Source organism: Actinobacillus minor NM305, assembly GCF_000175195.1.
In the GTDB taxonomy this organism is placed as follows: domain Bacteria; phylum Pseudomonadota; class Gammaproteobacteria; order Enterobacterales; family Pasteurellaceae; genus Haemophilus_A; species Haemophilus_A minor.
In genome coordinates, this window is the sequence record NZ_ACQL01000068.1 from 24,793 (window position 1) to 48,689 (window position 23,897).

The following is a 23,897-nucleotide window of genomic DNA, read 5'->3' on the forward strand; positions in this document are numbered from 1 at the left end:
TTACCCCTTACGCTTTCTCGATTTGAACTAAGTTAGAGTGTTGCGGATTACCTTTTGCCAATGGTGAAGGACGCTGGGTTGTTAAAACATTAACACAACCAGCATGATCTACCCGATTAGCATCAGGGGAATGCCAAGCTCCTTCACTTAATGCGATGACACCAGGAATAATTCTTGGCGTTACTTTTGCATTTATTCTAACTTCCCCACGATCATTAAAAATACGGATAATATCACCATTTTTAATCTGTCTAGGTTCCGCATCAATTGGGTTAATCCAAACTTCTTGAGGATTAGCTTCTTTAATTACATCAACATTCCCGTAAGTTGAGTGTGTTCTTGCTTTATAATGGAATCCTGTTAGTTGTAATGGATATTTCTCCATTAATGGATCGCCATAATGTTCAAAGCTATCTACATGTATTGGAAGAGGATGGATAACTTCGTCAGCCTTTAATTTCCAAGTTTTAGCAATTTCAGCTAATCGAGAAGAATAAATCTCAATTTTCCCCGAAGGGGTATTTAACGGATTTTTTTCTGGATCTTGTCTAAAATCTTTATAAGCAACATAGAAACCATTAGGGTCTAATTTTTTGAAAATTCCTTGTTTTCTAAATTCATCGAAAGTTGGTAGTTCTGGGATATTTTCCCGAGATTGCTCATAGATATGGCGTAACCACTCTTCCTGTGTTCTTCCTTCTGTAAATTTTTCTTTAACACCTAATTTTTCAGCAAGCTCTGAAAGCATATCGTAAATATTTTTACACTCAAAAGATGGTTTAATAACTTGATCAGCAAAAATGACGTAATCCATATTGGCAATGTAAGCATCTAGTGCAAAATCCATTTGCTCAGAAGCTGTACAATCAGGGAGTAAAATATCACTATATTTTGCTGTTGAAGTCATGTGATTATCAATAGTAATAATGAGTTCACATTGTGTTTCATCTTGTAAAATATCATGTGTTTTATTGATATCAGCATGCTGATTAATTAAACAGTTACTTGCATAGTTCCAAATAACTTTAATTGGTGAAGTTAATTTTTCTACGCCTCGAATACCGTCTGTTATTGCAGTCATTTCATGGGCTCTGAAAATTGCATCAGTCCAAAGAAACATTGGGATACTTGCTTTAACAGGGTTTTCTAATGTTGGCATTCGAACAAAAGGCATTGAATATGCGCTTTCTCTTGCACCAGTATTACCCCCATGAATCCCTACATTTCCTGTTAGAATTGGAAGCATAGCAATTGCTCGAGAGATAAGTTCACCATTACTACGGCGCTGAGGCCCCCAACCTTGAGCAATAAATGCTGGTTTTGTTGTAGCAATCTCACGAGCGAGCTTAATAATTCGACTTGCAGGAATTCCAGTGATTTTTGCTGCCCATTCAGGTGTTTTTGCAATACCATCTTCGCCTTGCCCTAAAATATAGGCTTTATAATGGCTATTTGGGGGCGCACTAGCTGGTAGAGTTTTCTCATCGTAACCGACACAGTATTTATCCAAGAAGGCCTGATCAACTAAGTTTTCTGTGATCATGACATAAGCAAGGGCAGAGCAGAGCGCTGCATCTGTTCCCGGGCGAATAGGAATCCACTCATCTTCACGACCGGCGCCTGTATCGGTATATCTAGGATCAATAATAATCATTTTAGCGCCAGATTTTGCTCTAGCTTGTTCTATGCAGTAAGTTAAACCGCCTCCACTCATACGGGTTTCTGCAGGGTTATTCCCAAATAACACAACTAATTTTGTATTTTCAATATCAGCCATACCATTACCTAAAGCCCAACCGCCTCCGTAAGTGTAATCTAAGGCAACAGCAATTTGTGCTGTACTGTAATCTCCATAATGGTTTAAGTATCCACCAATACAATTCATTAACCGAGCAAGCATTGTTGATGCTGGCGGCCAAGAGCGTGTCATTGTGCCACCTAATGTACCCGTACCATAATTTAAATAGATGCTCTCATTACCGTATTTTTGGATATTTTTTTGTAATGATTGTGCAATTTCGGTAAGGGCTTCATCCCAAGAGATTCGTTTGAATTTCCCTTCACCACGTTTTCCAACACGTTTCATTGGGTATTTTAAACGATCGGGATTATAAACCCTTTTACGCATAGAACGCCCTCTTAAGCATGCTCTTACTTGGTGATCCACGTTATAAGTATCACTTCCTGTATTATCTGTCTCAACGTAGATAATTTGATTATCTTTTACATGCATTCTTAATGGGCATCGGCTACCACAGTTTACAGTGCAAGCACTCCAAATAACTTTTTCCTCACTGTTTAAGGTATTTGTAGAAGATGAGGTATTTGCCATTGCATTAAAAGGTAATGCAATATCTGTTGCTAATGCGGCAACGCCTAAAGAAGAGCCTTTAAGAAAGCCTCTTCTAGAAAGGGAGAGTGAATTATTAGTATTTTCCATAAATATTCCCTCATAGTGAATTAAGTCAGGAATATTTAATCACTTTTGGTTACTCAATAGTAGTTGTTGATATAAAAATTGAATAAAAAACTGATTAGAATCAAAGTGTTACATTAGTGAGAATTATTATTGTTATATACGTAAGATTATTGCTTTAGTTTATTAACAAAATTAAGAAATGCTGAAAATAACAAAGTGTTTTCCCCAAAATTCAAGTAAAATAGTTTATCTATTTAAATTTATTAAGAAGGAAGCGGAATGTGGTTTAAGAACGTTATGATCTACCGTTTAACGAGCGAACTTGCGTTAAATGAGAGTGAATTAGAAGCACAATTACAACAAACAAAATTTACCCCTTGCCAGCAGAGTGATATGCAAAAATTTGGCTGGTCTCAACCGCTTACAGGCTCTGATTTACACTATTTTTCTCAAGGTAAACAGTTTTTACTCGTTTCTCATAAAGAAGAAAAATTATTACCGGCAAATGTGGTTAAACAAGAAACAGAAGCAAGAATTAAAGAGTTGGAAGCGAAAGAAGCTCGACAATTGAAAAAAACGGAAAAGCAAGCTGTAAAAGATCAGGTTGTCTCTGTTTTATTGCCTCGCGCATTCAGCAAACATCAATTTACAGCAATTTGGTTAGATTTAGAAAATCAGTTGGTTTATGTTGATGCTGCTTCAGCAAAACGAGCGGAAGATACCCTAGCATTACTCCGCAAAACGTTAGGCTCATTGCCTGTTGTGCCGCTTTCATTTATTCTACCTCCGGCAGAAGTGATGACTAACTGGATCGCCAAAGGGCATACACCGGCATGGGTAACGTTATTAGAAGAGGCGGAACTCAAATCATTTGAAACAGAGAGTGTGATCCGCTGCAAACGCCAAGATTTAGAAAGTGAAGAAATCACCCCACATTTACAAGCGGGTAAATTTATTACTAAACTTGCAATTGATTGGGAAAATCACTTCTCTTGTGTGTTAAATGAAGATGGTACTTTAAGCCGAGTGAAATTTGCTGATGAAATTCGAGAAAAAAATGATGATATCCTCAAAGAAGATATTGCCCAACGTTTTGATGCGGATTTCTTACTGATGACAGAAGAATTAAAACTATTTACCCAAAAAATTAGCGAAGAATTTGGGGGAATTAAAGAAGGAATGGTTTAACGAAATACAAATACGAAAAAATAGCCTGTATGCAGAAACATACAGGCTGATTATTATAAATTTAAGGGATTAGTCTTGATATTTTTGGAAGACTAAGCAAGCGTTTGTACCGCCAAAGCCGAAGCTGTTAGACATTACGGTTGTTAATGCTTTGTCTTGGCGTTCTGTAACGATATTGACACCTTGTGCTTGTTCATCAAGTTCTTCAATGTTGATACTTGGTGCAATGAAATCGTTATCTAACATTAATAATGAGTAGATCGCTTCGTGAGCGCCTGCTGCACCTAATGAGTGACCAGTCATTGATTTAGTTGATGAAATCGCTGGGGTTTTATCGCCAAAGACATTTTTGATTGCGCCTAATTCTTTCACATCACCCACTGGTGTTGATGTACCGTGTACGTTGATGTATTCGATTTCGCCTTTAACTGTTGCCATTGCTTGTTTCATACAACGTTCCGCACCTTCACCACTTGGGGCAACCATATCGTAACCGTCTGATGTTGCACCATAGCCTACGATTTCCGCATAAATTTTTGCACCACGAGCAAGGGCGTGTTCAAGCTCTTCAACCACAACAACAGCACCACCACCTGCGATGACGAAACCGTCACGGTTTGCATCGTAAGCACGAGATGCTTTAGTTGGGGTTTCGTTGTATTTAGTTGAAACCGCACCCATTGCATCAAATTCGGTTGCACATTCCCAAGATAACTCTTCTGCACCGCCAGCGAAAACCACGTCTTGTTTGCCTAATTGGATTAACTCCATTGCGTGACCGATACAGTGTGCTGAGGTTGCACAAGCAGAGCTGATAGAGTAGTTTACACCACGAATTTTATAAGGGGTTGCTAAGCAAGCAGATACACTTGAAGCCATTGTCTTAGTTACGGCATAAGGACCAACCGCTTTTACGCCACGAGGACCACGCACTGCATCACAAGCCACTAATTGACTGTGAGCAGAGCCTGTACCTGCACCGATAACTAAACCGGTACGGTCGTTAGACACTTGCTCTTCGGTTAAACCTGAATCTTCAATCGCTTCTTTCATTGAAAGGTAAGCATAAGCTGCTGCATCGCCCATAAAACGATAGATCTTACGGTCAATTAATTCCGCTGGGTTTAATTTAATTGTTCCTGCAACTTGGCTACGCATACCCACTTCAGCAAATTCAGGTACAAATTCAATGCCTGATTTACCTTCTTTTAATGAAGCTAATACTTCTTCTTTGTTATTACCAATACTTGAAATAATGCCGATACCTGTGATGACAACTCTTTTCATGTTTAATCCTTATGATTAGAAAAATTTAAACTTTTCAGCTTACATTTAAAATGGAGCAAGCTGGAAAACTTGCCTATTCTACACAATTTTATGCTTTGCCTGAATAACTTTTCTTAATTCTCTTATTGTGATCCGAGCTGTTGTTGGTAAATATCAAACTTCTATTGGCTTTAGCTTTACTTTTATAACTAAACTGATAGAGTGTATTTCAAATTTTTACATGAAGGAATCTCGCGTGAAAAACTGGGTATCAATCAACCCTTGTCAAATTAAAAATCAGGCGGAAACAGCTGCTTTGGTTTTAGATTTGAATACCCAAATGGGCAAAGCAGTAGAGCGGATTGATACGCTAGAACAGTTAAGGATGCACCGAGCATTAGCATCGGGTAGCCCTCATTTTAAGCATGTCTTTTTACTTCTACCATTACTGATTCATTACAATATTCCAGAATTTCCGGCGTATGTTGAGAATGCTCCCCAAGGAATCGCTCATTTTTATTTAAATGCCTATCAACAACGTTTTTTTGACACAATAAGTGATCATCATGAAGAAGAACTGTCTGAGCAGCCTATGTTTGATGGTTTATATTCAATGGGTAGTACGGGTTCTATTACGCAAACAACATTATCTGATTTGGATTTATGGTTGTGCTATTCAGATAGTATGAGTAATGCACAGTATCAATTAATGGAAACGAAATTAGCCAAACTCAAACAGTGGGCTAAGAATTTAGGTGTGGAAGTTAATTTTTACTTGATGAATCCTCGTCATTTTAAGACAAACCATCATAATAGCCATGTGACCGAAGAGCATAGTGGCTCAGCACAACATTTTTTCTTATTAGATGAATTTTATCGTTCAGCCATTCGTTTGGCGGGGAAAAGGCTGCTTTGGTTACATTTACCAGATGAACTTTATAAACAAGCGGTAAATCATCCCTCTCTTGATTTATCCCAATGGATCGATTTTGGTGACTTTTCTTCACTCTCTACCGCAGAGTTTTTTGGGGCGAGTTTGTGGCAACTTTATAAGGGAATCGAAAGCCCTTATAAATCGGCGATTAAAATTTTGTTATTAGAAAGTTATGCGCAAACTTATCCTGAAACATCACTAATTTCTAAAATTTTTAAACAAAAATTACTTGCTAAAGAAAAAGAAGAATACCATTTTGATCCTTACTTAGCGATGTTGGAACAGGTGACTGCCTATCTAGAAAGTCGTCATGAATACTCACGATTAGACCGCTTACGTCAATGTTTTTATCTTAAAGCAAATGAAGGTAAAACATTATATAACTGGCGTGAGTCTTGGATTAAAGGATTGATAGAACAATGGCATTGGCAAAAAGAGGATATTCAGATTTTAAATAATCGTTCTCATTGGAAAATGAAGCAAGCAATGGCTCAACACAAAATGCTTGTAGAACAGTTATTGCAAAGCTATCGGAATCTAATTAATTTTGCTCGAAAATTCCATATCGATCCTACAATTATGACCGCAGATACAGATATGTTAATGCGTAGATTATATTCCGTATTTGAAGTTTTACCGGGAAAAGTAACTTTAATCAATACGAATATTGCTTCTAATTTATCAGAAAAAGCGATCTCGTTTATTGAAGTCATTGAAGACGGGAATGTTAAGCCGGGTTGGTATATTGTAAATCAAACACCGGCAAGTGATTATGATTCAGAGAAACGTTTTGTTCAGTACAATAAAAATCTAACAAAATTAGTGGCGTGGGCTTATTTTAACGGCGTGATTACCGCAGAAACGAAGTTACATATTGTTAGCAATCATGTAGATTTAGTGAAACTTCGCCAATTTATTACGGATCTTAGACTCTTTTTTCCAATTGCTGCACCTCAGATTTCTAATGAAGAGTTGCTTCATCCGAATGAAATTCGTAGTCTTATTTTAGCGATTAACCTGACAAATGATCCAACGGAGCATGGTTCAAATAATCGCCGTAGTTTCCATCAAAGTGATCTGTTTAATTTAGGCATTTCAGAGCAGAATTTAGTGGGAAGTATTAGTATCATCTATCGAAATATGTGGAATGAAATCAGAACTCACCATTTTGAAGGTGAAAATGCAATTTTGAATGCGCTAAAAGTGATTTCCAATAAAATTTATCGGGATTCCGCACCACCTCAATCGGTAAATGTATTTTGTTATAGTCAATTATTTCGGAGTGAATTGCGAGAAATTATTGCAGATTTAGTTCATCGTAGCATTTCTGTTCAAACTGGAACGGTTTATACCAAAGTATTTAATACGTTAAAAGTGGATGGTAAAACATGGCAATTTGTTTTTAATGATCAAAATGTACAAATTAAGCCGATTCAAGAACAAGCGGTCGAAAATGATCAGCAAAATGTAAAAGGGAGCAGCGTATCTTCACATTATCCAAAAGAGATCAATGAGTTTGCCAGTGAAGGTTTCTTGCAGTTTTTCTTTGAAGATAGCGATAATGATTGTTTTAATGTTTATGTATTAGATGAAAGAAATAACATGGAAAGTTATTCAACTTGTCAGGGCACAAAGGACGAGAAAATAAAAGAAATTAATCGCTTTTATGCAGAAAATGCACTGACGAATTTAGATGAAGGTATTTTTAATTATCCTCAGTTTTATCAGCTACTTAATTTTGATGATCGAGTTGAAATCGTGCCATATCAAAGTAAGCAGCATCTTGATTTTATGCTAAATCATACAAAATAGAAGCATTTTGAATCATCAAATAGACCTAATTCCCTTAGGTCTATTTTTTTATTTATCATTATGCAGAAGATAGTGTAAATCTTAGCTTAATTAATGTTGTCACAGAAAATAGTGGCGCAAAGGCTAAAACAAATGCGGTAACCTTAAAAGATCTCAATAAATCAGCATCCTCTGATTTACGTAGTTTACTCAAAGAAGAACCATCAATTAACTTTGGTGGTGGTAATGGCGGTACATCTCAATGGGTAACGATTCGTGGTATGGGGCAAGATCAAATTGATTTTAAAGTTGATAATACTTCAAGCGATACGCCTATTTTCCACCATCAAAGTAGATTCATGTTAGATCCGAGTTTAATTAAACGTATTGATGTGCGTAAAGGTGCAGGGTCTGCAAGTGCAGGTATTGGGGCAACAAGTGGCTCAATTGAAGCAACAACAGTCGATGCAAAAGATTTATTAAAAGAAGGTCAGGAATTTGGCTTTAAACTTAATGCAGGAGTAAGCAGCAATAAAGGTCATTCTCAAGGCGCAACAGTATATGGAAAATCTGGTGCTTTTGATGCTGTTTTAAGTGGTAACTGGCAAACCCTTGAAAATTATAAAGGGGGAAAAGGTTATTTAAATAAAGAAAATTCAGATACTGTCAAAAATAGCGCATTGGCACAACGTGGCTTATTAGCCAAATTTGGTATTGATTTTACCGAAAATCAGCGCGTAGTATTAAGTCATCGCCAAGAACACTATCATGGTGAACGTGCATTACGTGAGGAGTTTGACTTTTCTCAATCTTATAAAGCAGGAACAAAAAAAGATCTTAAAAATGGTCAAACATTGAGTAATGTTTTTGCTGGAAAATCTCGTGGCAATGACACTTACTATATTTTAGATGCGAATGGTGCCTTCATTCCTTATGATGAAAATAATTCACCTCGTTACCGTATTACCAGTCAAGATACAACAAATTTAGAATGGCAAGGTAAAAATATGGGGGGGGTACAGAAGCAAAAGCTAATGCTTATCGTATCGAAACATCTCGTAAAGAACCTTCCGAAAATAGCAGAACACGAGTATTAACTCACGGTATCAATTTAGATTTAGACTCTGAAATAGGTCAAAATCATTGGCTCAAATATGGGGTAAATTATCGCCATCAAGAAGCAAAACCAAATGCGATTGAAGCGATTGCTAGAAATCGAAATTCTGGAAAAATGGTTCCAACAGGTGTAAAACGTAACCAAGAAAAAGATGACTTAGGTTTTTATCTTGAAGGAATCTGGGGTGTGGGATCGCTTACTCTCACAACAGGAGCTCGTTATGATTACTTTAAGTTTAAAGCCAATAGTGGTAAAGATGTTAGCCATGCGGATTTCAATCCAAGTGTTGGCTTAATCTGGCAAGCATTAGATAACTTAAGTTTCAACACAAACTTAAATTATGCAAGTCGTAGCCCTCGAATGTTTGAGGCTATGCTGGCTGGTAATACTTTAAGAGATGTTGCAGATAATCTTCGTGCAGAAAAAGCTCGCAATACGGAAATTGGATTTAATTATGATTTAACAGAAAATATCTCCTTTAACGGAAGCTATTTCTGGCAAAAAGTAAAAGATGCACATGCAATTAAAGATAATATGATTGTTAATTCTGCGCTTTTACGTAACCAAGGCTATGAATTAAGTGGTGCTTATACATTAGGTGGCTTTAAATTCCGAGTCGGTGTTGCAGAAAGTAAACCTGAAACGTTTACCTTCAATGATGCTAGTTTAGATAATGCTGTTTTTGCAGTAGCGACAGGGCGTACATGGACAACATTAATTTCTTACAAATTTGAAGCTCCGAGTTTAGAAATTGGTTGGAAAGGACGCTTTGTTGAAGGCGAAACAGGCTCACCGAGTCGAGGTTCTAGTTCCAATAGCACTCCAATTAAACAAGCTGGATATGGTGTAAATGATTTCTTTGCTAGCTGGGATGCGAATAAAAACTTGAAGCTTAATTTTGAAGTAAACAACGCATTTAACAAAAACTATAAAAGCCATAGCCAACGAGCTGGAGGTAATAGTCTAGTTGGTGCTGGTCGTGATTTCCGTGTAAATGTGAATTACACCTTCTAATTTATTCACTTAAATCTTTCAACCTCATATACCTCTCTTGGAGTATATGAGGTTTTTTCGTTTCTTCATCTTTGGGATTTATGGCATAATTTCGCTAGTTTTATTTGCGTTATTGGATAATCAATGCTTCCCGAATTAGGTTATTTTGCACTTCTATTGGCAGCAATGACTGCAACAAGCCAAGTCCTTTTTTCACTATGGGGCGAGATCCGAAAGTCTCCCTCTTTTTTAGCGTTAAATCCCTTTTTCACTTTGCTTCAAGCGGTCGGTTGCGGGCTTTCTTTTGCTTGCTTGGCAAATGCTTTTCTGACTGACGATTTTTCTGTCATTTATGTTGCTCAACATTCTAATAGCCAATTACCTGATTTTTTCAAGTTTGCAGCAAGTTGGGGGGGGCATGAAGGCTCAATGCTCTTTTGGCTTACAGCTTTAACGTTATGGTCTGGTGTTTTTTGCATTTTTTCACGAAAAATTGACCGCTTGTTTGCTAATCGAGCATTAGCGATGCTAGCGCTGATCTCGCTTGGTTTTATGCTCTTTATCCTGTTAGTGTCTAACCCTTTCGAACGCAGTTTTCCGCCACCTCCGGAAGGACGGGATCTGAACCCTATGTTGCAAGATGTGGGATTAATCTTCCACCCTCCGCTACTTTATTTAGGCTACGTTGGCTTTGCCGTCAGTTTTGCAATGGTGGTGGCAGGACTGTTGTCCGGTATTTTTGATGCGGCAATCGCACGTTGGCTCCGCCCTTGGGCAATGATTTCATGGGGCTTTTTAACTGCTGGTATCATTTTAGGTGCTTGGTGGGCATATTATGAACTCGGCTGGGGCGGTTGGTGGTTTTGGGATCCCGTTGAAAATGCTTCATTAATGCCGTGGCTTTTAGGTACTGCACTCATTCACTCATTAATTGTGAGTGAACAGCGTGGTATTTTTAATTATTGGACGATTTTACTTGCCATTTTTGCTTTTGCCTTGAGCTTGCTCGGCACTTTTATAGTACGTTCCGGTGTTTTAACCTCCGTTCATGCTTTTGCCGTTGATCCTGATCGTGGTATGGCGTTATTAATTTTGTTTTTTAGTCTCAGTTTTATTGCTCTTGCACTTTTTGCATTAAAAACGAGGCTTTGGCAAGGGGAAGTTCGTTTCTTTTTATGTTCAAAAGAAACGGCGTTTTTACTGCTCAACGGCTTATTTTCGGTGGCAATTTGCGTGGTTTTATTAGGGACTTTTTATCCTATGATCTTTACCGCAATGCAATGGGGATCAATATCCGTAGGCGCACCTTATTTTAATACGCTTTTTATGCCACTTACATTGTTGTTGATGTGTGTGATGGGCATTGCTACGGTATTACGTTGGAAAAATGCTTCTAATCGGGCTATTGTCAAAAAGTTGTGGTTATTGCCTGTGGCAATGTTGTTAGCATTAGGATTGATTTATCATACCATTTCTCAACATCACGTATTTCAAGTTGAAGTTTTACCAGCCGTGTTTATCACGTTAGCGATTTGGTTGATTTTAACGCATATCCCTTATTCGCAAAGAATGTGGAAAATAAAACCGCTTGCGATGCGCTTAGCACATATAGGCTTTGCTGTTTGTATTATCGGCGCTATGATGAACAGTTATTATGGCGATGAAATCGGCGTTCGTTTGAAACCTCAACAAACGGCAACGTTAGCCGGCTTTGAGTTTAAATACCAAGATTATCAAGATGTGATTGGCGATAATTACACTGCTGAACGCGCCATTTTTACCATTGCAAAAGATAATCGCACGCTTGCTGAAGTAAAACCGGAGCGCCGTTATTACGATATTCGCACAATGACAATGGCTGAAGTCGGCTTATATCATCAAGGGCTGAATGATATTTATATTGTCATGGGAGATAAGTTCGGTAATTTAGAATATGCCTTCCGCTTACATTATAAACCTTATGTAGGAGCATTATGGCTTGGTGGTGTGATGATGATTTTTGCTGCTTTATTGGCGCTTTTAGGCTATCGAAAACCTTAAAGGAAGAGTAATGAAAAAAGTATTATTGTTTATGCCTCTGTTTTTTTTGATCAGTATTGTTGCTTTTTTAACAGTACCTTTAATGAATAAAGATGCGCTATCTCCCACAGAAGATTGGCAAGATAAGCCTTTTCCAGAATTTGTCGGTAAAAATTTGCTCGATCCTAATGCCAAAATAACGAATTTGAGCTTGCCACAAGAGCCTTACATTTTGAATGTATGGGGAAGTTGGTGTACGTGGTGTATTAAAGAATTTCCAATTTTATTGAAATTAAAAGCCCAAGGTGTACCAATTGTCGGTTTAACTTATAGCGATCAACCAAATGATGCCCGAGAAGCACTTAACCGTTGGGGAAACCCATTTACGCTTGTCATTGATGATTATGAAAAAGGATTTTTAATTCAGACCTTAAAAGTGTCTTCAGCACCTTCCAGTTATTTGATTGATAGACACGGGATCGTTCGCTATCAGCAAAAAGGCTACAATCCTGATTTTGAAAAAGATTTTCTACCTCGGTTAGAAACCTTACGTAAAGCACCTTAAAAAGGAATAATAGATGAAATTTTGGCAAAAAATACTCTTTTTTCTACCGCTTGTTTTTAATGTAGCGCAAGCCGAAATGGTGGATACTTTCCAATTTCATAATGAAGCCGATCGTATTCGTGCAGTGAATTTAGCCAAATCTTTACGTTGCCCACAATGCCAAAATCAAAACCTCGTGGAGTCTAATGCAACCACGGCTTATAAGCTACGTTTAGAAGTGTATGAGATGGTTAATCAAGGGAAATCAGACCAAGAAATCATAGATACAATGACACAGCGTTTTGGGCATTTTGTAAATTATCAACCGCCGTTTAATCCACAAACGTGGTTGTTGTGGGGATTTCCAATAGGATTATTGGTTGTGCTTTTGGGGGCGATTTTATGGCGAACCTATCATCGAAAACATTCCCAACAGGCTGGTAAAAATGAAAACACGTGAGCAATTAAATACAGAAACTTACCAACAAGCGGTTAAATTTGCACAATCTTTTGCCGAAGAACTTAAAACTGAATATCTAAACGAAGCAACGGAGCGTTATCAGTTTGAGCAATCTCACAACGAGGTTATTTCGCAAAACAAAGAGAAATTATCACCGCTTGTGATGTTATTGATGTTTGCTATGTTAGTTGTGATGAGTAGCGCAATTTACTGGCAATCGGGACGTTATCAGATTGTACAAAAAGGCGAACAGATGCACCAAGCCTTTCAAGTTCAATTCGATTTAGAACAAAAAGAGCAGAAAAATGAGCGCTACATTCTAAATTTGCAAGATCGTTTACGTCAAAATCCGAATGATGGTAACTTGTGGTATGAACTAGGGCAAGCTTATGTGCTAAATAACGATTTTGCATCAGCCTTAATTTGTTATGACAATGCACAGAAGGTTTTAGGCGAAAAGGCAGCCATTTTAGGCGCTATGGCAACGGCAGATTATTATCAGCATAAACAAACGCTAACCGAGCAAACCAAACAGTGGATTGAAAAGGCACTAGCCTTAGATACTAAAGAGAGCTCGAGTTTATTGTTACTTGCCTCAGATGCTTTTCGCAACAAAGATTACGCAAAAGCAATTGATTATTGGCGGAAAGTGCTGGATAGTGAAAATGAAGCAATTGACCGCCGAGCAGTAATTCAAAGCATCCAAATGGCGCGTCAAATGATGCAACAGAACTAATGTGGCATAATGAATGCCGTAGTTGAGATAGCAAAAAGGTCTAGCAAGCTAGACCTTTTATCATTCCTAAAAGAATTATTTTACTAAATCTTTTAATGCTTTACCTGCAACGAATGCTGGGATTTTTGCAGCAGCAATTTTGATTTCTTCACCTGTACGTGGGTTACGACCAGTACGAGCTGCACGCTCATTTACTTTGAATGTACCAAAACCAATTAATTGAACGGTATCGCCTGCTTTTAAGCTTTCAGATACTGCTTCTAATGTTGCTTCTAAAGCTGCTTTTGCATCTTTTTTGCTTAATTCTGCTTTTGCTGCGATAGCATCGATTAATTCACTTTTATTCATAGTTAAAATCCTCTAGGGGTTGTCTTTGAAATAATAACGCTTCATGCGTTAGTATGGTTGAAATAACTGGTGTGTAGCTTAATTCAAACTTTGTATTTCTCAAAGAGGTAAAAGCTATTTTTATGCAAAAAAATTGCTTTACTGATTAAAATTTACACCAATGTTGCTAATGCCGGTACTTCTAATCTCATTTTTTAGATCAAGAATAAGCTGTGTATCACGTTCTTCACACTCATTGAGTAATCGATAAATTTGCCATTGAATATCTAATTCTTCCTGAATTTCAGCGGAATTTTTCAGTTCTTGTTCGTTGAGTTCATGTTCAACTTGAAGTTCTAAATAGCTTGCAACTGTTGAAAGCGATATTTGGCTGATACAAATTGCTTGTTCCAATGTTGAGCCTGCAATAATACTGTGTAACAGTTCAGAGAGCGCTTCACAGGCCTCTTGAGCCGGAAGTACGCCAAAAAATTCATAGTCATTGACATCAGGTATAATTGCTTCTAATTTCTCTAGCTGATTATCGAAATTAATTTTAGCCCCTTTGATGGTTAAATGTTCCCAAACCAAATTTAATATATTTTGGTAGGTTTTGGCGAATTCATCTTGTTCTGTAACTTGACAAAAGAGTTGATAATTTGGATACATTCTTTCACACAGGCAAGCCATAAAAGTTAAATGTTGCCAAGGTTCAAAACGTTCCATGCGTTTATGGATAGGGTTACGCATATAAGCTCCTTTTTAAGTGAATATGGCTTGTTATGGATAACAAGCCATTGTTTTTATTTATGATACGCTTTAGAAAGCTCATGGATAGCATCAACAAAGATTTTTGGGCTTTCTACCGGAACATCTTGATGAATTCCGTGACCTAAGTTAAATACATGTCCAGAGCCATTTCCAAAACCAGCAAGAATTTGTGAAACTTCTTGTTCAATTCTGTCTGCATTTGCATAAAGCACGCTTGGATCCATATTTCCTTGAAGGGCAACTTTATGTCCTACTCGGCGACGAGCATCAGCAATATCAACCGTCCAGTCTAGACCTACGGCATCACAGCCTGTTGCTGCAATCGCTTCAAGCCATAAACCACCGCCTTTCGTAAATAAAGTGACAGGAACTTTTCTGCCTTCATTTTCACGCATTAAGCCATCTACAATTTTATGCATGTAGTGTAGAGAGAAGGTTTTGTAATCTTGGTGAGCTAATACGCCGCCCCAAGTATCGAAAATCATAACCGCTTGTGCACCGGCTTTAATTTGTGCGTTTAGATATAAAATGACGCTATCTGCCAATTTATCTAATAACGCATGTAAGATGTGTGGCTCGGCATACATCATTTTCTTAATTTTAGTAAAGGCTTTGCTTGAACCGCCTTCAACCATATAAGTTGCTAATGTCCATGGGCTACCAGAAAATCCAATTAGTGGTACTTCGCCTTTTAGCTCTCGGCGGATTGTGCGAACGGCATTCATGACGTATTGCAACTCGCCTTCAGGATCCGGAATGGGTAGATTTTGCACTTGTGTAAGATTTTCAATAGGACGTGCAAATTTAGGACCTTCGCCAGCACCAAAACTTAGCCCTAATCCCATGGCATCCGGAATAGTGAGAATGTCAGAAAAGAGAATAGCTGCATCTAAATCATAGCGACGTAAAGGTTGTAGCGTGACTTCACAGGCTAAGTCAGCATTACGGCATAAAGACATGAAATCCCCAGCTTCAGCACGGGTTGCTTTATATTCGGGTAGATAACGACCAGCTTGTCGCATCATCCAAACTGGGGTCATATCAACGGGTTCACGTAATAATGCTCTTAAATAGCGATCATTTTTTAATTGAGTCATGAAGTTTTCCTTTCTCGATCTTATCGACTAAATTTAGTGTAAATTATTTTTTTCTGTTGTTTGTGTGGAAAGCGAAAAGTGGCTATGTAAAAAGAGTGCTAATACTCTTAGGTATTCGACAACTTCTTCACCCGCTTCAATAAGCTCTTCATTTTTATCATCTTCGTGATAGCCTAGTTTTGAGATTTCTTCTAAATCATCAATCGCTTCTCCGACCTCATCGGTTTCTTCATTGAATTTGGGTTGCGCTAATCCTAATCCTAAAATAAATTGGCTTGTCCATTCTGCAATCGCATCTGCTAAAGCAAAACCATCATTTTCGTTTTCAGGAAGCCATAAATTAAACTGGGTATTGGCTTCAGCGTAACAAGCGGTTAGATTTTGGTAAAATTTTTCCAATGCTTGTAAAGGTGTTTGTGAAAATGCATGCCCATCATTGGTAAATTGATAGGTTAATGTTTTCCACGATTCATCTTGGATTCCGCCTGCAATGAGTCCACTTAAAAAGCCGTGAAATTCTGCAGGAGTAAGGTCGATCTGTAATTCTGTAATTAATTGTTTAAACTCGTTTAACGTCTTCATGAATAGTGATTTTATGTTCTTTTCATCAAATAAAAGTGGGTGCATAATAACAAAAAATCTTAAACTTAGGGATAAAAATCCTTAAATTATGAGCATGCTAATAGAAAACTTAGCCTTTACGATGTGTTGGCTGATTTTCTATTGGTGATCAGGCTAAAAAATGGCATAATACTTAAAAAATTTATAAGTTAATTAAGGATTTTTTGACTATGTCGTCAAATAGTATTGAGATACAGATATTTGGACAAGTTTTGCGTTTACATTGTCCGCCTGAACAACAGGAAAATTTACTCGCTTCGGCACAACGTTTAGAAGAGCGAGTAGCGGTATTGAAAGATCAATCTGGCATTATTCAACTTGAAAAAGTGTTAGCCATTGTTGCGCTAAACCTTAACTATGAATTAGAACTCGAAAAACAGAAAAACGAAAATAATAAAGCGGTGCTTGAAAATTGTATTCAACAATTAGATAGCTCTTTGACTAAATTACTCTCAACCGGAACAATTTCTGTCGAGTAGTCGCATAAAAGCTGATCGAACACAAAATTTATTGTGTTTTAGGCTAGGAAAAAACATAAAATTCCGTTATATTTAACTTGTCTGGGGTGTGCGTTGTTAGTTACGTCCCTGAGCCGATAATTTAAAACTTTGAGTTGGATATTCAGTTGCCGGTGAGCAGGCTTACCTTGAGTAAGAAGCCTAAAGGCAAATACATTCGACTCCCTTGAACCGTTAGGTTCAAGGACCATTACTGATGACGGCACTTCGGACACCTTTCATCATGCTTATGCTATCAACTTCAAATCAGGCGTTACGCCAACAAATTCGTAAACAGATCTTAGATATACGTTCTCAACTTTCTGAGCAACAACAAGAAAACGCTTCACAACATATTATACAACCTGCATTACAATGGATTGAACATTATCAAGCCGAACATCTTGCGTTTTATTTGCCATTTAATCATGAAATTTCACCGCTTGTCTTGATGGAAAAACTGAAAAGCCTAGGAAAGTCTATTTATTTACCGGTTATTCATCCTTTCACTCGGGGCAATTTATTATTCTTTAAATATGACGAAGATACGGTTATGCAAACACATCGATTTGGTATGTTGCAACCTAAATTAGATGTCAGAAAACTTATTCCTCTCACGGAATTAGATATTATCTTTACGCCTTTAGTAGCTTGTGATAAAAACAATGGTAGATTGGGCTATGGAGGTGGGTTTTATGATCGCACCTTGATTCAAGCGAAAAAAGCAAAAAGTATTGGTTTAGCTCATCGTTGCCAATATGTAGATAATCTGCCCTTAGAAGCATGGGATATCCCTTTAGATCATATTATTCTGGGTTAAAATAAGAAAAAATTGAGATAAAAAACGTGTTTTTATTGATATTTTGGAAAAATTAGGTAATCTTCTTTACTTTATTGATTTTGTTAAGGACTGAGAATGTTTGGCTTAGAACCAACCATAGTAACTTTCCTCGTATATATTCTGGGAATGATTTTAATCGGCTTTATTGCCTATCGAGTAACGAATAACCTTTCTGACTACATTTTAGGTGGACGTCGTTTAGGAAGTTTTGTCACTGCGTTATCTGCAGGTGCATCGGATATGTCTGGCTGGCTTTTAATGGGATTGCCTGGGGCAATTTATGCTGGTGGATTGATTGAAGGTTGGTTGGCTATCGGTTTAACTATTGGTGCTTATTTAAACTGGAAATTGGTCGCAGGACGTTTACGTTCGCACACAGAACATTGCGGAGATGCTTTAACCTTACCGGAGTATTTTCATAACCGCTTTAATGATAAAACACGAATTATTAAAATTTTATCAGCAATCATTTTCTTATTATTCTTTGCGGTTTATTGTGCTTCTGGTGTGGTAGCTGGTGCTCGTGTTTTTGAGAACCTCTTTGGAGTGCCTTATGAGCATGCGATTTGGTATGGCGCTATCGCTACGATTCTTTATACCTTTATTGGTGGCTTTCTTGCTGTAAGTTGGACCGATACTATTCAAGCAACTTTGATGGTCTTTGCTCTAATTCTGACCCCCGTTTTTGTTTTAATCAATATCGGTGGTTTTGACGCAATGCAAGAAGCGATTACACAAGCCGAAATACTCGCAAATAAAAATTATAATGATATTTTTACCGGCACAACAGTACTTGGTGTTTTGAGCTTGCTTGCATGGGGGCTTGGCTATTTTGGACAACCTCATATCGTTGTACGTTTTATGGCAGCAGAAAGCGTTAAATCGTTAGAAAATGCCCGCCGTATCAGTATGACTTGGATGGTTATTTGTTTAGTTGGTGCTATTGGTATTGGTTATTTTGGTATGGCTTATTTCTTTGCCAGACCAGAGCAAGCCAGTGTGGTTAATGCAAATCACGAACAAATCTTTATTGAATTAGCAAAATTATTATTTAACCCATGGATTGCCGGAGTATTACTTTCAGCTATTCTTGCTGCTGTAATGAGTACGCTCTCAGCACAACTACTTATTTGTTCCAGTGCAATTACGGAGGATCTTTATAAAGGTATTCTTCGTCCACAAGCAAGTGATAAAGAGTTAGTATGGTTGAGCCGTTTAATGGTTCTTGCTGTTGCGGCATTAGCAATTTATATTGCACAAGATCCAAATAGCCAAGTCTTTGGATTGGTAAAAGATGCATGGGCTGGTTTTGGTTCTGCATTTGGTCCGGTTGTTCTTTTATCACTTTTCTGGAAAAGAATGAATGGTTTTGGTGCGATTGCAGGTATGTTAGTGGGGGCTCTAGTTGTTTATTTCTGGAAAGATATTACTTTATCGCTTTCTCTTCCTGAAATGTATTCCATGATCCCTGGCTTTATCAGTGCGATGATTGCGATAGTTATTGTTTCCCTTGTAACCCCTTCGCCAAGTCAAGTGGTGATGGAGACATTTGAATTAGCGGATAAAGCTTATCGTTCAGAATTACAATAAATATTTAATCCCTTTAGCTGAAAATGTTAAAGGGATTTTTCATTTTTTCCATTCAAAGATGGCGAGAATTCACGTATAATTACCTTTCAGTTGTCGAAAGATAACCATTCTTTTTTTACGATCACAACTGAGATTTTCTACATGACTCATCAAACAATTAGCACACCAAAACAGGCGTTTGTAGGTTTACAAATGTTATTTGTTGCCTTTGGCGCACTTGTTCTTGTTCCTTTAATTACGGGCTTAGATCCAAATACTGCACTTCTTACTGCTGGTGTCGGTACATTGTTATTTCAACTTTGTACACAGCGTCAAGTTCCTATTTTCTTAGCCTCTTCATTTGCTTTTATTGCACCGATTCAATACGGTGTTCAAGAGTGGGGCATTGCCGTAACCATGGGCGGCTTGGCTTGTACCGGTTTAGTTTATTTTGCGTTAAGTTTACTCGTAAAATGGAAAGGCGCTCAGATAATGGATAGAATTTTTCCGCCGGTTGTTGTCGGTCCTGTCATTATCATTATTGGGCTTGGCTTAGCACCTGTTGCTGTTGATATGGCATTAGGAAAAACCAGTAATGGGGCGATTTCACAAGATATGGCAATGCTCGTTTCCATGGTGACATTAATTACTACCGTGATTGTTGCTGTATTTGCTAAAGGTATGATTAAATTAGTTCCGATTATGTTTGGGATTGTTGTTGGCTATATTTTATCTATATTTCTTGGTATTGTTGATTTTACGCCAATTACTAATGCAGCGTGGTTCAGTTTACCAACCATTACAACACCAGAGTTCCGCCTAGATGCTATCCTTTATTTACTCCCGATTGCAATTGCACCTGCTGTTGAGCATGTTGGTGGCGTTATGGCAATTAGTTCTGTAACAGGACAAAATTTCTTGAAAAAACCAGGATTGAACCGCACGCTTCTTGGAGATGGCGTGGCAACCTCTGCAGCTTCTTTATTAGGGGGGCCACCAAATACAACTTATGCGGAAGTAACCGGTGCTGTGATGCTGACCAAAAACTTCAACCCTAAAATTATGACATGGGCGGCTTATTGGGCGATTGCAATCTCTTTCTGTGGCAAAGTAGGTGCTTTCTTACAAACGATTCCCGGTGTTGTCATGGGCGGTATAATGATGTTAGTTTTCGGCTCTATTGCAGCAGTTGGAATGAGTACACTGATTAAAGCGAAAGTCGATATGGGAGAAGCTCGTAATCTGGTTATCGTTTCTGTTGTGATGACCTTCGGTATTGGTGGCATGCTAATCAATGTTGGTGAGTTCTCTTTAAAAGGCATTAGCTTGTGTGCCATTGCCGCAATTATAATGAATCTCGTTTTACCGAAAGAAGCGGTTAAAAAAGAAGATTAATTTACAAAAATAAATGAATGAAGCTAGCCCAATGGTTAGCTTCTTTTTTATGTGATAAAAATGTGATCTTATTCACACTTCTGTTACATTCTTATGTTTTTATTTCTATTTTTGTGTATATTGCAATTAATTTTATAGACTAAATTGTTGTGGGGGATTTATGGGCACAAGTGTTCATTCTGTAAAACAAACTAATCTACGCAATATGGTTATTTTTATTGCAAATGTTGTATTGTTTTTTATTTTACTTAATACCTTACCGTTTGCGCCTGAAGCCACAAAAGGGTTGGCTCTTTTGGTATTTGTTGCGGTGCTTTGGCTAACAGAGGTATTACATGTTACTGTAACCGCACTCCTAATCCCAATTTTGGCGATAGGGTTAGGTCTAGTTAAATCAAAAGAAGCGTTAGTTGCTTTTGCTGATCCAACAATCTTCCTCTTTTTTGGCGGATTTGCATTAGCCACTGCATTGCATGTGCAACAATTAGATCGCATGATTGCAAATAAAATCATGGCAATGTCAAAAGGGAAATTATCTGTTGCAGTGATTTACCTTTTTGTGACAACGGCTGGGTTATCCATGTGGATGAGTAATACAGCAACAACAGCCATGATGTTACCACTTGCAATGGGGATCTTGAGTAAATTAGATAGACAAGAAAACCACAATACTTACGTTTTTGTGCTATTAGGAATTGCTTATAGCGCAAGTATTGGTGGAATGGGCACATTAGTTGGTAGTCCACCAAATGCGATTGTAGCATCACAGCTTCATCTTTCTTTTGCTGATTGGATGAAATATGGTTTACCGATGATGTTTATGCTCATGCCATTGATGGTTGGAATTTTATATGTGGTATTTAAACCAAAATTTAATGTTACCTTTGAACAGCAATCTGTTGAACAAATTGAGTTAAATCGTGAGCGTATTTTAACGTTAGTGATTTTTATCTGCGTTGCATTAGGGTGGGTATTTAGTTCTTATTTAAACCCACTGATTTCTAGCGTTTTAGGCTTAAAAGGTAACATTGGTAGCTTTGACAGTATTTTAGCACTTCTTGCCGCAGCATTATTATGTATTACACGCATTACAACGTGGCAACAAATTCAAGATGGTACAGAATGGGGAGTTTTATTCCTATTCGGTGGTGGTTTAACATTAAGTGCCGTATTGGGTCAAACCGGTGCGAGTAAAATCATGGCTGACGGTATAGTATCGATTATTGAAGGTGGGCATTATTATATTATCGGCTTGATTGTTGCAGCCTTTATTATTTTCTTAACAGAATTTACCTCAAATACGGCAAGTGCAGCATTACTCGTTCCTATCTTCATTTCAATTGCTCAAGCTCTTAATATGAATGCATTAGGTTTGGCGTTAATTATTGGTTTAGGTGCATCTTGTGCATTTATGTTACCTGTTGCGACTCCGCCAAATGCGATTGTCTTTGGTACAGGGACAATTAAACAAAGTGACATGGTTAAAGCAGGCTTTTGGTTGAATATTATATGCGTTTTAGCGATTGGTACAGTAGGGTATGTATTCTGGTTTTAGTTTCTAGTATAAGATAAAGAACTTATTAAGGCCTTCATTGAATAATTTTTCAATGAGGGTCTTTCATTTTATATAGTAAGCAAAAAAATGCATGGAGTATTGACTGAGAAGGGGAGATTTCCAATAAGTGGAGAGAAGAAATCATCTAAAAATACTCTCAATTTCTTTTATTGAGAGTATTGGTTTCTTGTATCATGACACATCTGAAATGTTTTTAGTAGAATAACACAATGAGTGCAGAAAGAATAATAAGATACCCTAATATAGGCATGAAAATACATTGCCATACTGTTTTTTTGATATCAAAGCCTATTGCATGAATCATTAAAATAGCCATTCCATAAAAAACAAAAAGTGCTAAATAAGGAATCTTACCGCCAAAATGGTGCGCAAAAAGATTTGAATACATCAAAATAGCAATAAACATTCCTAAGGCTAGGATAAAAGAAAGGGCTTGTAGCCAGCCCTTTCTTGTTAATGAATAGAGTGAGTTAATCATTCTATTACGACCTATTCGTCAAATTTACCCGTCTTCTCAATTTTTACTGTCATAAATACAGCAAAATAGATAGCAAGGAACATGCCGAAGAACCACGTTAAATAAAACATAATAACTCCTTAGTATGCTGTGCTATTGTTGTCTTCAATGAATTTAGCATCAAGACGACCATACATTTTAATATATGACCAAATTGTATAGAACAATACAATCGGAACAAAGAAGCATGCTACATAGAACATCACTGTTAAGGTATTTTCGCTTGCTGATGCATCCCAAATAGTTAAACTCATTTCTGGGTGAGAAATAGAAGGCATTACAAATGGGAACATAGATACAGCAGCTGTGACAATAACACCAATTTGCATCAATGATGAGCTAAAGAAAGCAAAACCTGAGCGATTAGCTTTAGATGCTAAAATAGTCAATAAAGCACCTAATACCGCAATTGCAGGTACTACCCATAACACTGGCATTTCAGCATAATTTTTAAACCATGCACCGCTTTCAACACTTACCGTTTTATTGGTTAATAGTGATTGAGCATGATGATCTAAAGCACTCGTTAATACAAAGCCATCTTTAAAATATAACCATACGCCTGCTAATACAAATGCAACAAGTGCAACGCCAGCAGAAAGTTGTGCCCATGCTCTTGCACGATTACGTAAATCTGCAGTTGTTTTCATTTGTAGCCAAGTAGCCCCTTGTGCTGTAAGCATAGCTAAACTTACTACACCGCATAGTAATGCAAATGGATTTAATAATCCAAAGAATGTACCAGTGTATTGAACTTGATTGATTTGGTTAAATTCAAAAGGTAAACCTTGTAATAAGTTACCAAATGCCACGCCAAAAATTAATGACGGAACGAAGCCACCAACAAATAAAGCCCAGTCCCAAGCATTACGCCATTTAGGTGAATCAATTTTCGCGCGGTATTCAAAACCTACTGGACGGAAAAATAACGCTGCAAGCACAAGTACCATCGCAAGATAAAAGCTTGAGAAGGAAGTTGCATATACGGTTGGCCATGCTGCGAAAATCGCACCACCGCCTGTTAATAACCATACTTGGTTACCATCCCAGTGAGGGGCGATAGAGTTAATCATGATTCGGCGATCTGTGTTACTTTTACCAATTACGGGTAAAAGATTTAAAACGCCCATATCAAAGCCATCAGTAATCGCAAAACCAATTAACAATACCGCAATTAAGATCCACCAAATAAAGCGGAGAACTTCATAATCTAACATAG

20 protein-coding genes, 1 other RNA gene and 1 pseudogene are annotated in these 23,897 nt (G+C 37.6%); 13 read left to right on the forward strand and 9 right to left on the reverse strand.

What is annotated here, in order from left to right:
- Positions 1–7: 7 nt before the first annotated feature.
- On the reverse strand, positions 8–2,440 hold the full coding sequence (locus tag AM305_RS02900) for a DMSO/selenate family reductase complex A subunit (protein ID WP_005823019.1): 2,433 nt from the start codon (positions 2,438–2,440) through the stop codon (positions 8–10).
- Positions 2,441–2,698: 258 nt separating this feature from the next.
- On the opposite strand from AM305_RS02900, the gene rdgC reads away from it, so the two are divergent.
- Positions 2,699–3,607 carry a recombination-associated protein RdgC gene (gene rdgC, locus AM305_RS02905; protein WP_005823021.1) on the forward strand — a complete coding sequence of 303 codons (909 nt, stop codon included), beginning with the start codon at positions 2,699–2,701 and terminating at the stop codon, positions 3,605–3,607.
- A gap of 69 nt (positions 3,608–3,676) precedes the next feature.
- Here the strand turns inward: rdgC and fabB are convergent, their stop codons facing one another.
- Positions 3,677–4,894: a beta-ketoacyl-ACP synthase I gene (gene fabB / locus AM305_RS02910; RefSeq protein ID WP_005823023.1), complete on the reverse strand. Its 1,218-nt coding sequence runs from the start codon at positions 4,892–4,894 to the stop codon at positions 3,677–3,679.
- Between the two features lie 319 nt (positions 4,895–5,213).
- Here fabB and AM305_RS02915 point away from each other — a divergent pair, with 319 nt between their 5' ends.
- The 6 genes and pseudogenes from AM305_RS02915 to AM305_RS02940 all read left to right on the forward strand — a co-directional run bounded on the left by AM305_RS02915 (position 5,214) and on the right by AM305_RS02940 (position 13,467).
- A complete protein-coding gene (locus tag AM305_RS02915) occupies positions 5,214–7,619 on the forward strand; it encodes a class I adenylate cyclase (RefSeq protein ID WP_050771529.1) in 2,406 nt (801 codons plus the stop codon).
- 50 nt (positions 7,620–7,669) lie between these two features.
- Positions 7,670–9,729: pseudogene (locus tag AM305_RS02920) on the forward strand (TonB-dependent receptor domain-containing protein).
- Between the two features lie 123 nt (positions 9,730–9,852).
- Positions 9,853–11,748 (forward strand): heme lyase NrfEFG subunit NrfE, encoded by a 1,896-nt coding sequence (gene nrfE / locus AM305_RS02925; protein WP_005823026.1) that lies wholly within the window; start codon positions 9,853–9,855, stop codon positions 11,746–11,748.
- Between the two features lie 10 nt (positions 11,749–11,758).
- Positions 11,759–12,292, forward strand: coding sequence for a redoxin family protein (locus tag AM305_RS02930; RefSeq protein ID WP_005823028.1), 534 nt, complete (start codon positions 11,759–11,761; stop codon positions 12,290–12,292).
- Positions 12,293–12,305: 13 nt separating this feature from the next.
- Complete coding sequence (nrfF, locus tag AM305_RS02935; protein WP_005818150.1) at positions 12,306–12,731, forward strand: heme lyase NrfEFG subunit NrfF; 426 nt, start codon at positions 12,306–12,308, stop codon at positions 12,729–12,731.
- Positions 12,718–13,467, forward strand: a complete 750-nt coding sequence (locus AM305_RS02940; RefSeq protein WP_005823030.1) for a TPR domain-containing protein — start codon at positions 12,718–12,720, stop codon at positions 13,465–13,467. Before nrfF ends, AM305_RS02940 begins: the two co-directional genes overlap by 14 nt.
- A gap of 75 nt (positions 13,468–13,542) precedes the next feature.
- On the opposite strand, the gene AM305_RS02945 is transcribed toward AM305_RS02940, so the two are convergent.
- From AM305_RS02945 to AM305_RS02960, 4 genes are all read right to left on the reverse strand, one after another.
- Positions 13,543–13,815: an HU family DNA-binding protein gene (locus tag AM305_RS02945; RefSeq protein WP_005819506.1), complete on the reverse strand. Its 273-nt coding sequence runs from the start codon at positions 13,813–13,815 to the stop codon at positions 13,543–13,545.
- 138 nt (positions 13,816–13,953) lie between these two features.
- Positions 13,954–14,544 carry a YjaG family protein gene (locus AM305_RS02950; protein ID WP_005823032.1) on the reverse strand — a complete coding sequence of 197 codons (591 nt, stop codon included), beginning with the start codon at positions 14,542–14,544 and terminating at the stop codon, positions 13,954–13,956.
- A gap of 53 nt (positions 14,545–14,597) precedes the next feature.
- Positions 14,598–15,662, reverse strand: a complete 1,065-nt coding sequence (gene hemE, locus AM305_RS02955; protein ID WP_005823034.1) for a uroporphyrinogen decarboxylase — start codon at positions 15,660–15,662, stop codon at positions 14,598–14,600.
- A 33-nt stretch (positions 15,663–15,695) separates the two neighbouring features.
- Positions 15,696–16,244, reverse strand: coding sequence for a UPF0149 family protein (locus AM305_RS02960; protein WP_005823035.1), 549 nt, complete (start codon positions 16,242–16,244; stop codon positions 15,696–15,698).
- A gap of 209 nt (positions 16,245–16,453) precedes the next feature.
- Here AM305_RS02960 and AM305_RS02965 point away from each other — a divergent pair, with 209 nt between their 5' ends.
- From AM305_RS02965 to AM305_RS02985, 6 genes are all read left to right on the forward strand, one after another.
- Complete coding sequence (locus AM305_RS02965; protein WP_005823037.1) at positions 16,454–16,762, forward strand: cell division protein ZapA; 309 nt, start codon at positions 16,454–16,456, stop codon at positions 16,760–16,762.
- Between the two features lie 75 nt (positions 16,763–16,837).
- Positions 16,838–17,019: non-coding RNA, 6S RNA (gene ssrS / locus AM305_RS11960), on the forward strand.
- Positions 17,020–17,030: 11 nt separating this feature from the next.
- Positions 17,031–17,600, forward strand: a complete 570-nt coding sequence (locus tag AM305_RS02970; protein ID WP_035293817.1) for a 5-formyltetrahydrofolate cyclo-ligase — start codon at positions 17,031–17,033, stop codon at positions 17,598–17,600.
- A gap of 96 nt (positions 17,601–17,696) precedes the next feature.
- Entirely contained in the window at positions 17,697–19,211 is a 1,515-nt protein-coding gene (gene putP / locus AM305_RS02975) for a sodium/proline symporter PutP (RefSeq protein ID WP_005823041.1), read from the forward strand.
- A 141-nt stretch (positions 19,212–19,352) separates the two neighbouring features.
- Positions 19,353–20,585, forward strand: coding sequence for a uracil-xanthine permease family protein (locus AM305_RS02980; RefSeq protein ID WP_005823043.1), 1,233 nt, complete (start codon positions 19,353–19,355; stop codon positions 20,583–20,585).
- 160 nt (positions 20,586–20,745) lie between these two features.
- The gene (locus tag AM305_RS02985) at positions 20,746–22,140 is read left to right on the forward strand and encodes a DASS family sodium-coupled anion symporter (RefSeq protein ID WP_005823044.1); all 1,395 of its coding nucleotides are present in this window, start codon (positions 20,746–20,748) and stop codon (positions 22,138–22,140) included.
- Between the two features lie 214 nt (positions 22,141–22,354).
- Here the strand turns inward: AM305_RS02985 and ybgE are convergent, their stop codons facing one another.
- The 3 genes from ybgE to cydB are packed head-to-tail and all read right to left on the reverse strand — an operon-like array spanning position 22,355 to position 23,895.
- On the reverse strand, positions 22,355–22,639 hold the full coding sequence (gene ybgE / locus AM305_RS02990) for a cyd operon protein YbgE (RefSeq protein ID WP_005823046.1): 285 nt from the start codon (positions 22,637–22,639) through the stop codon (positions 22,355–22,357).
- Positions 22,640–22,650: 11 nt separating this feature from the next.
- Complete coding sequence (locus AM305_RS11965; protein ID WP_005821133.1) at positions 22,651–22,749, reverse strand: cytochrome bd oxidase small subunit, CydX/CbdX family; 99 nt, start codon at positions 22,747–22,749, stop codon at positions 22,651–22,653.
- 9 nt (positions 22,750–22,758) lie between these two features.
- A complete protein-coding gene (cydB, locus tag AM305_RS02995) occupies positions 22,759–23,895 on the reverse strand; it encodes a cytochrome d ubiquinol oxidase subunit II (protein WP_005823048.1) in 1,137 nt (378 codons plus the stop codon).
- Positions 23,896–23,897: the final 2 nt, after the last annotated feature.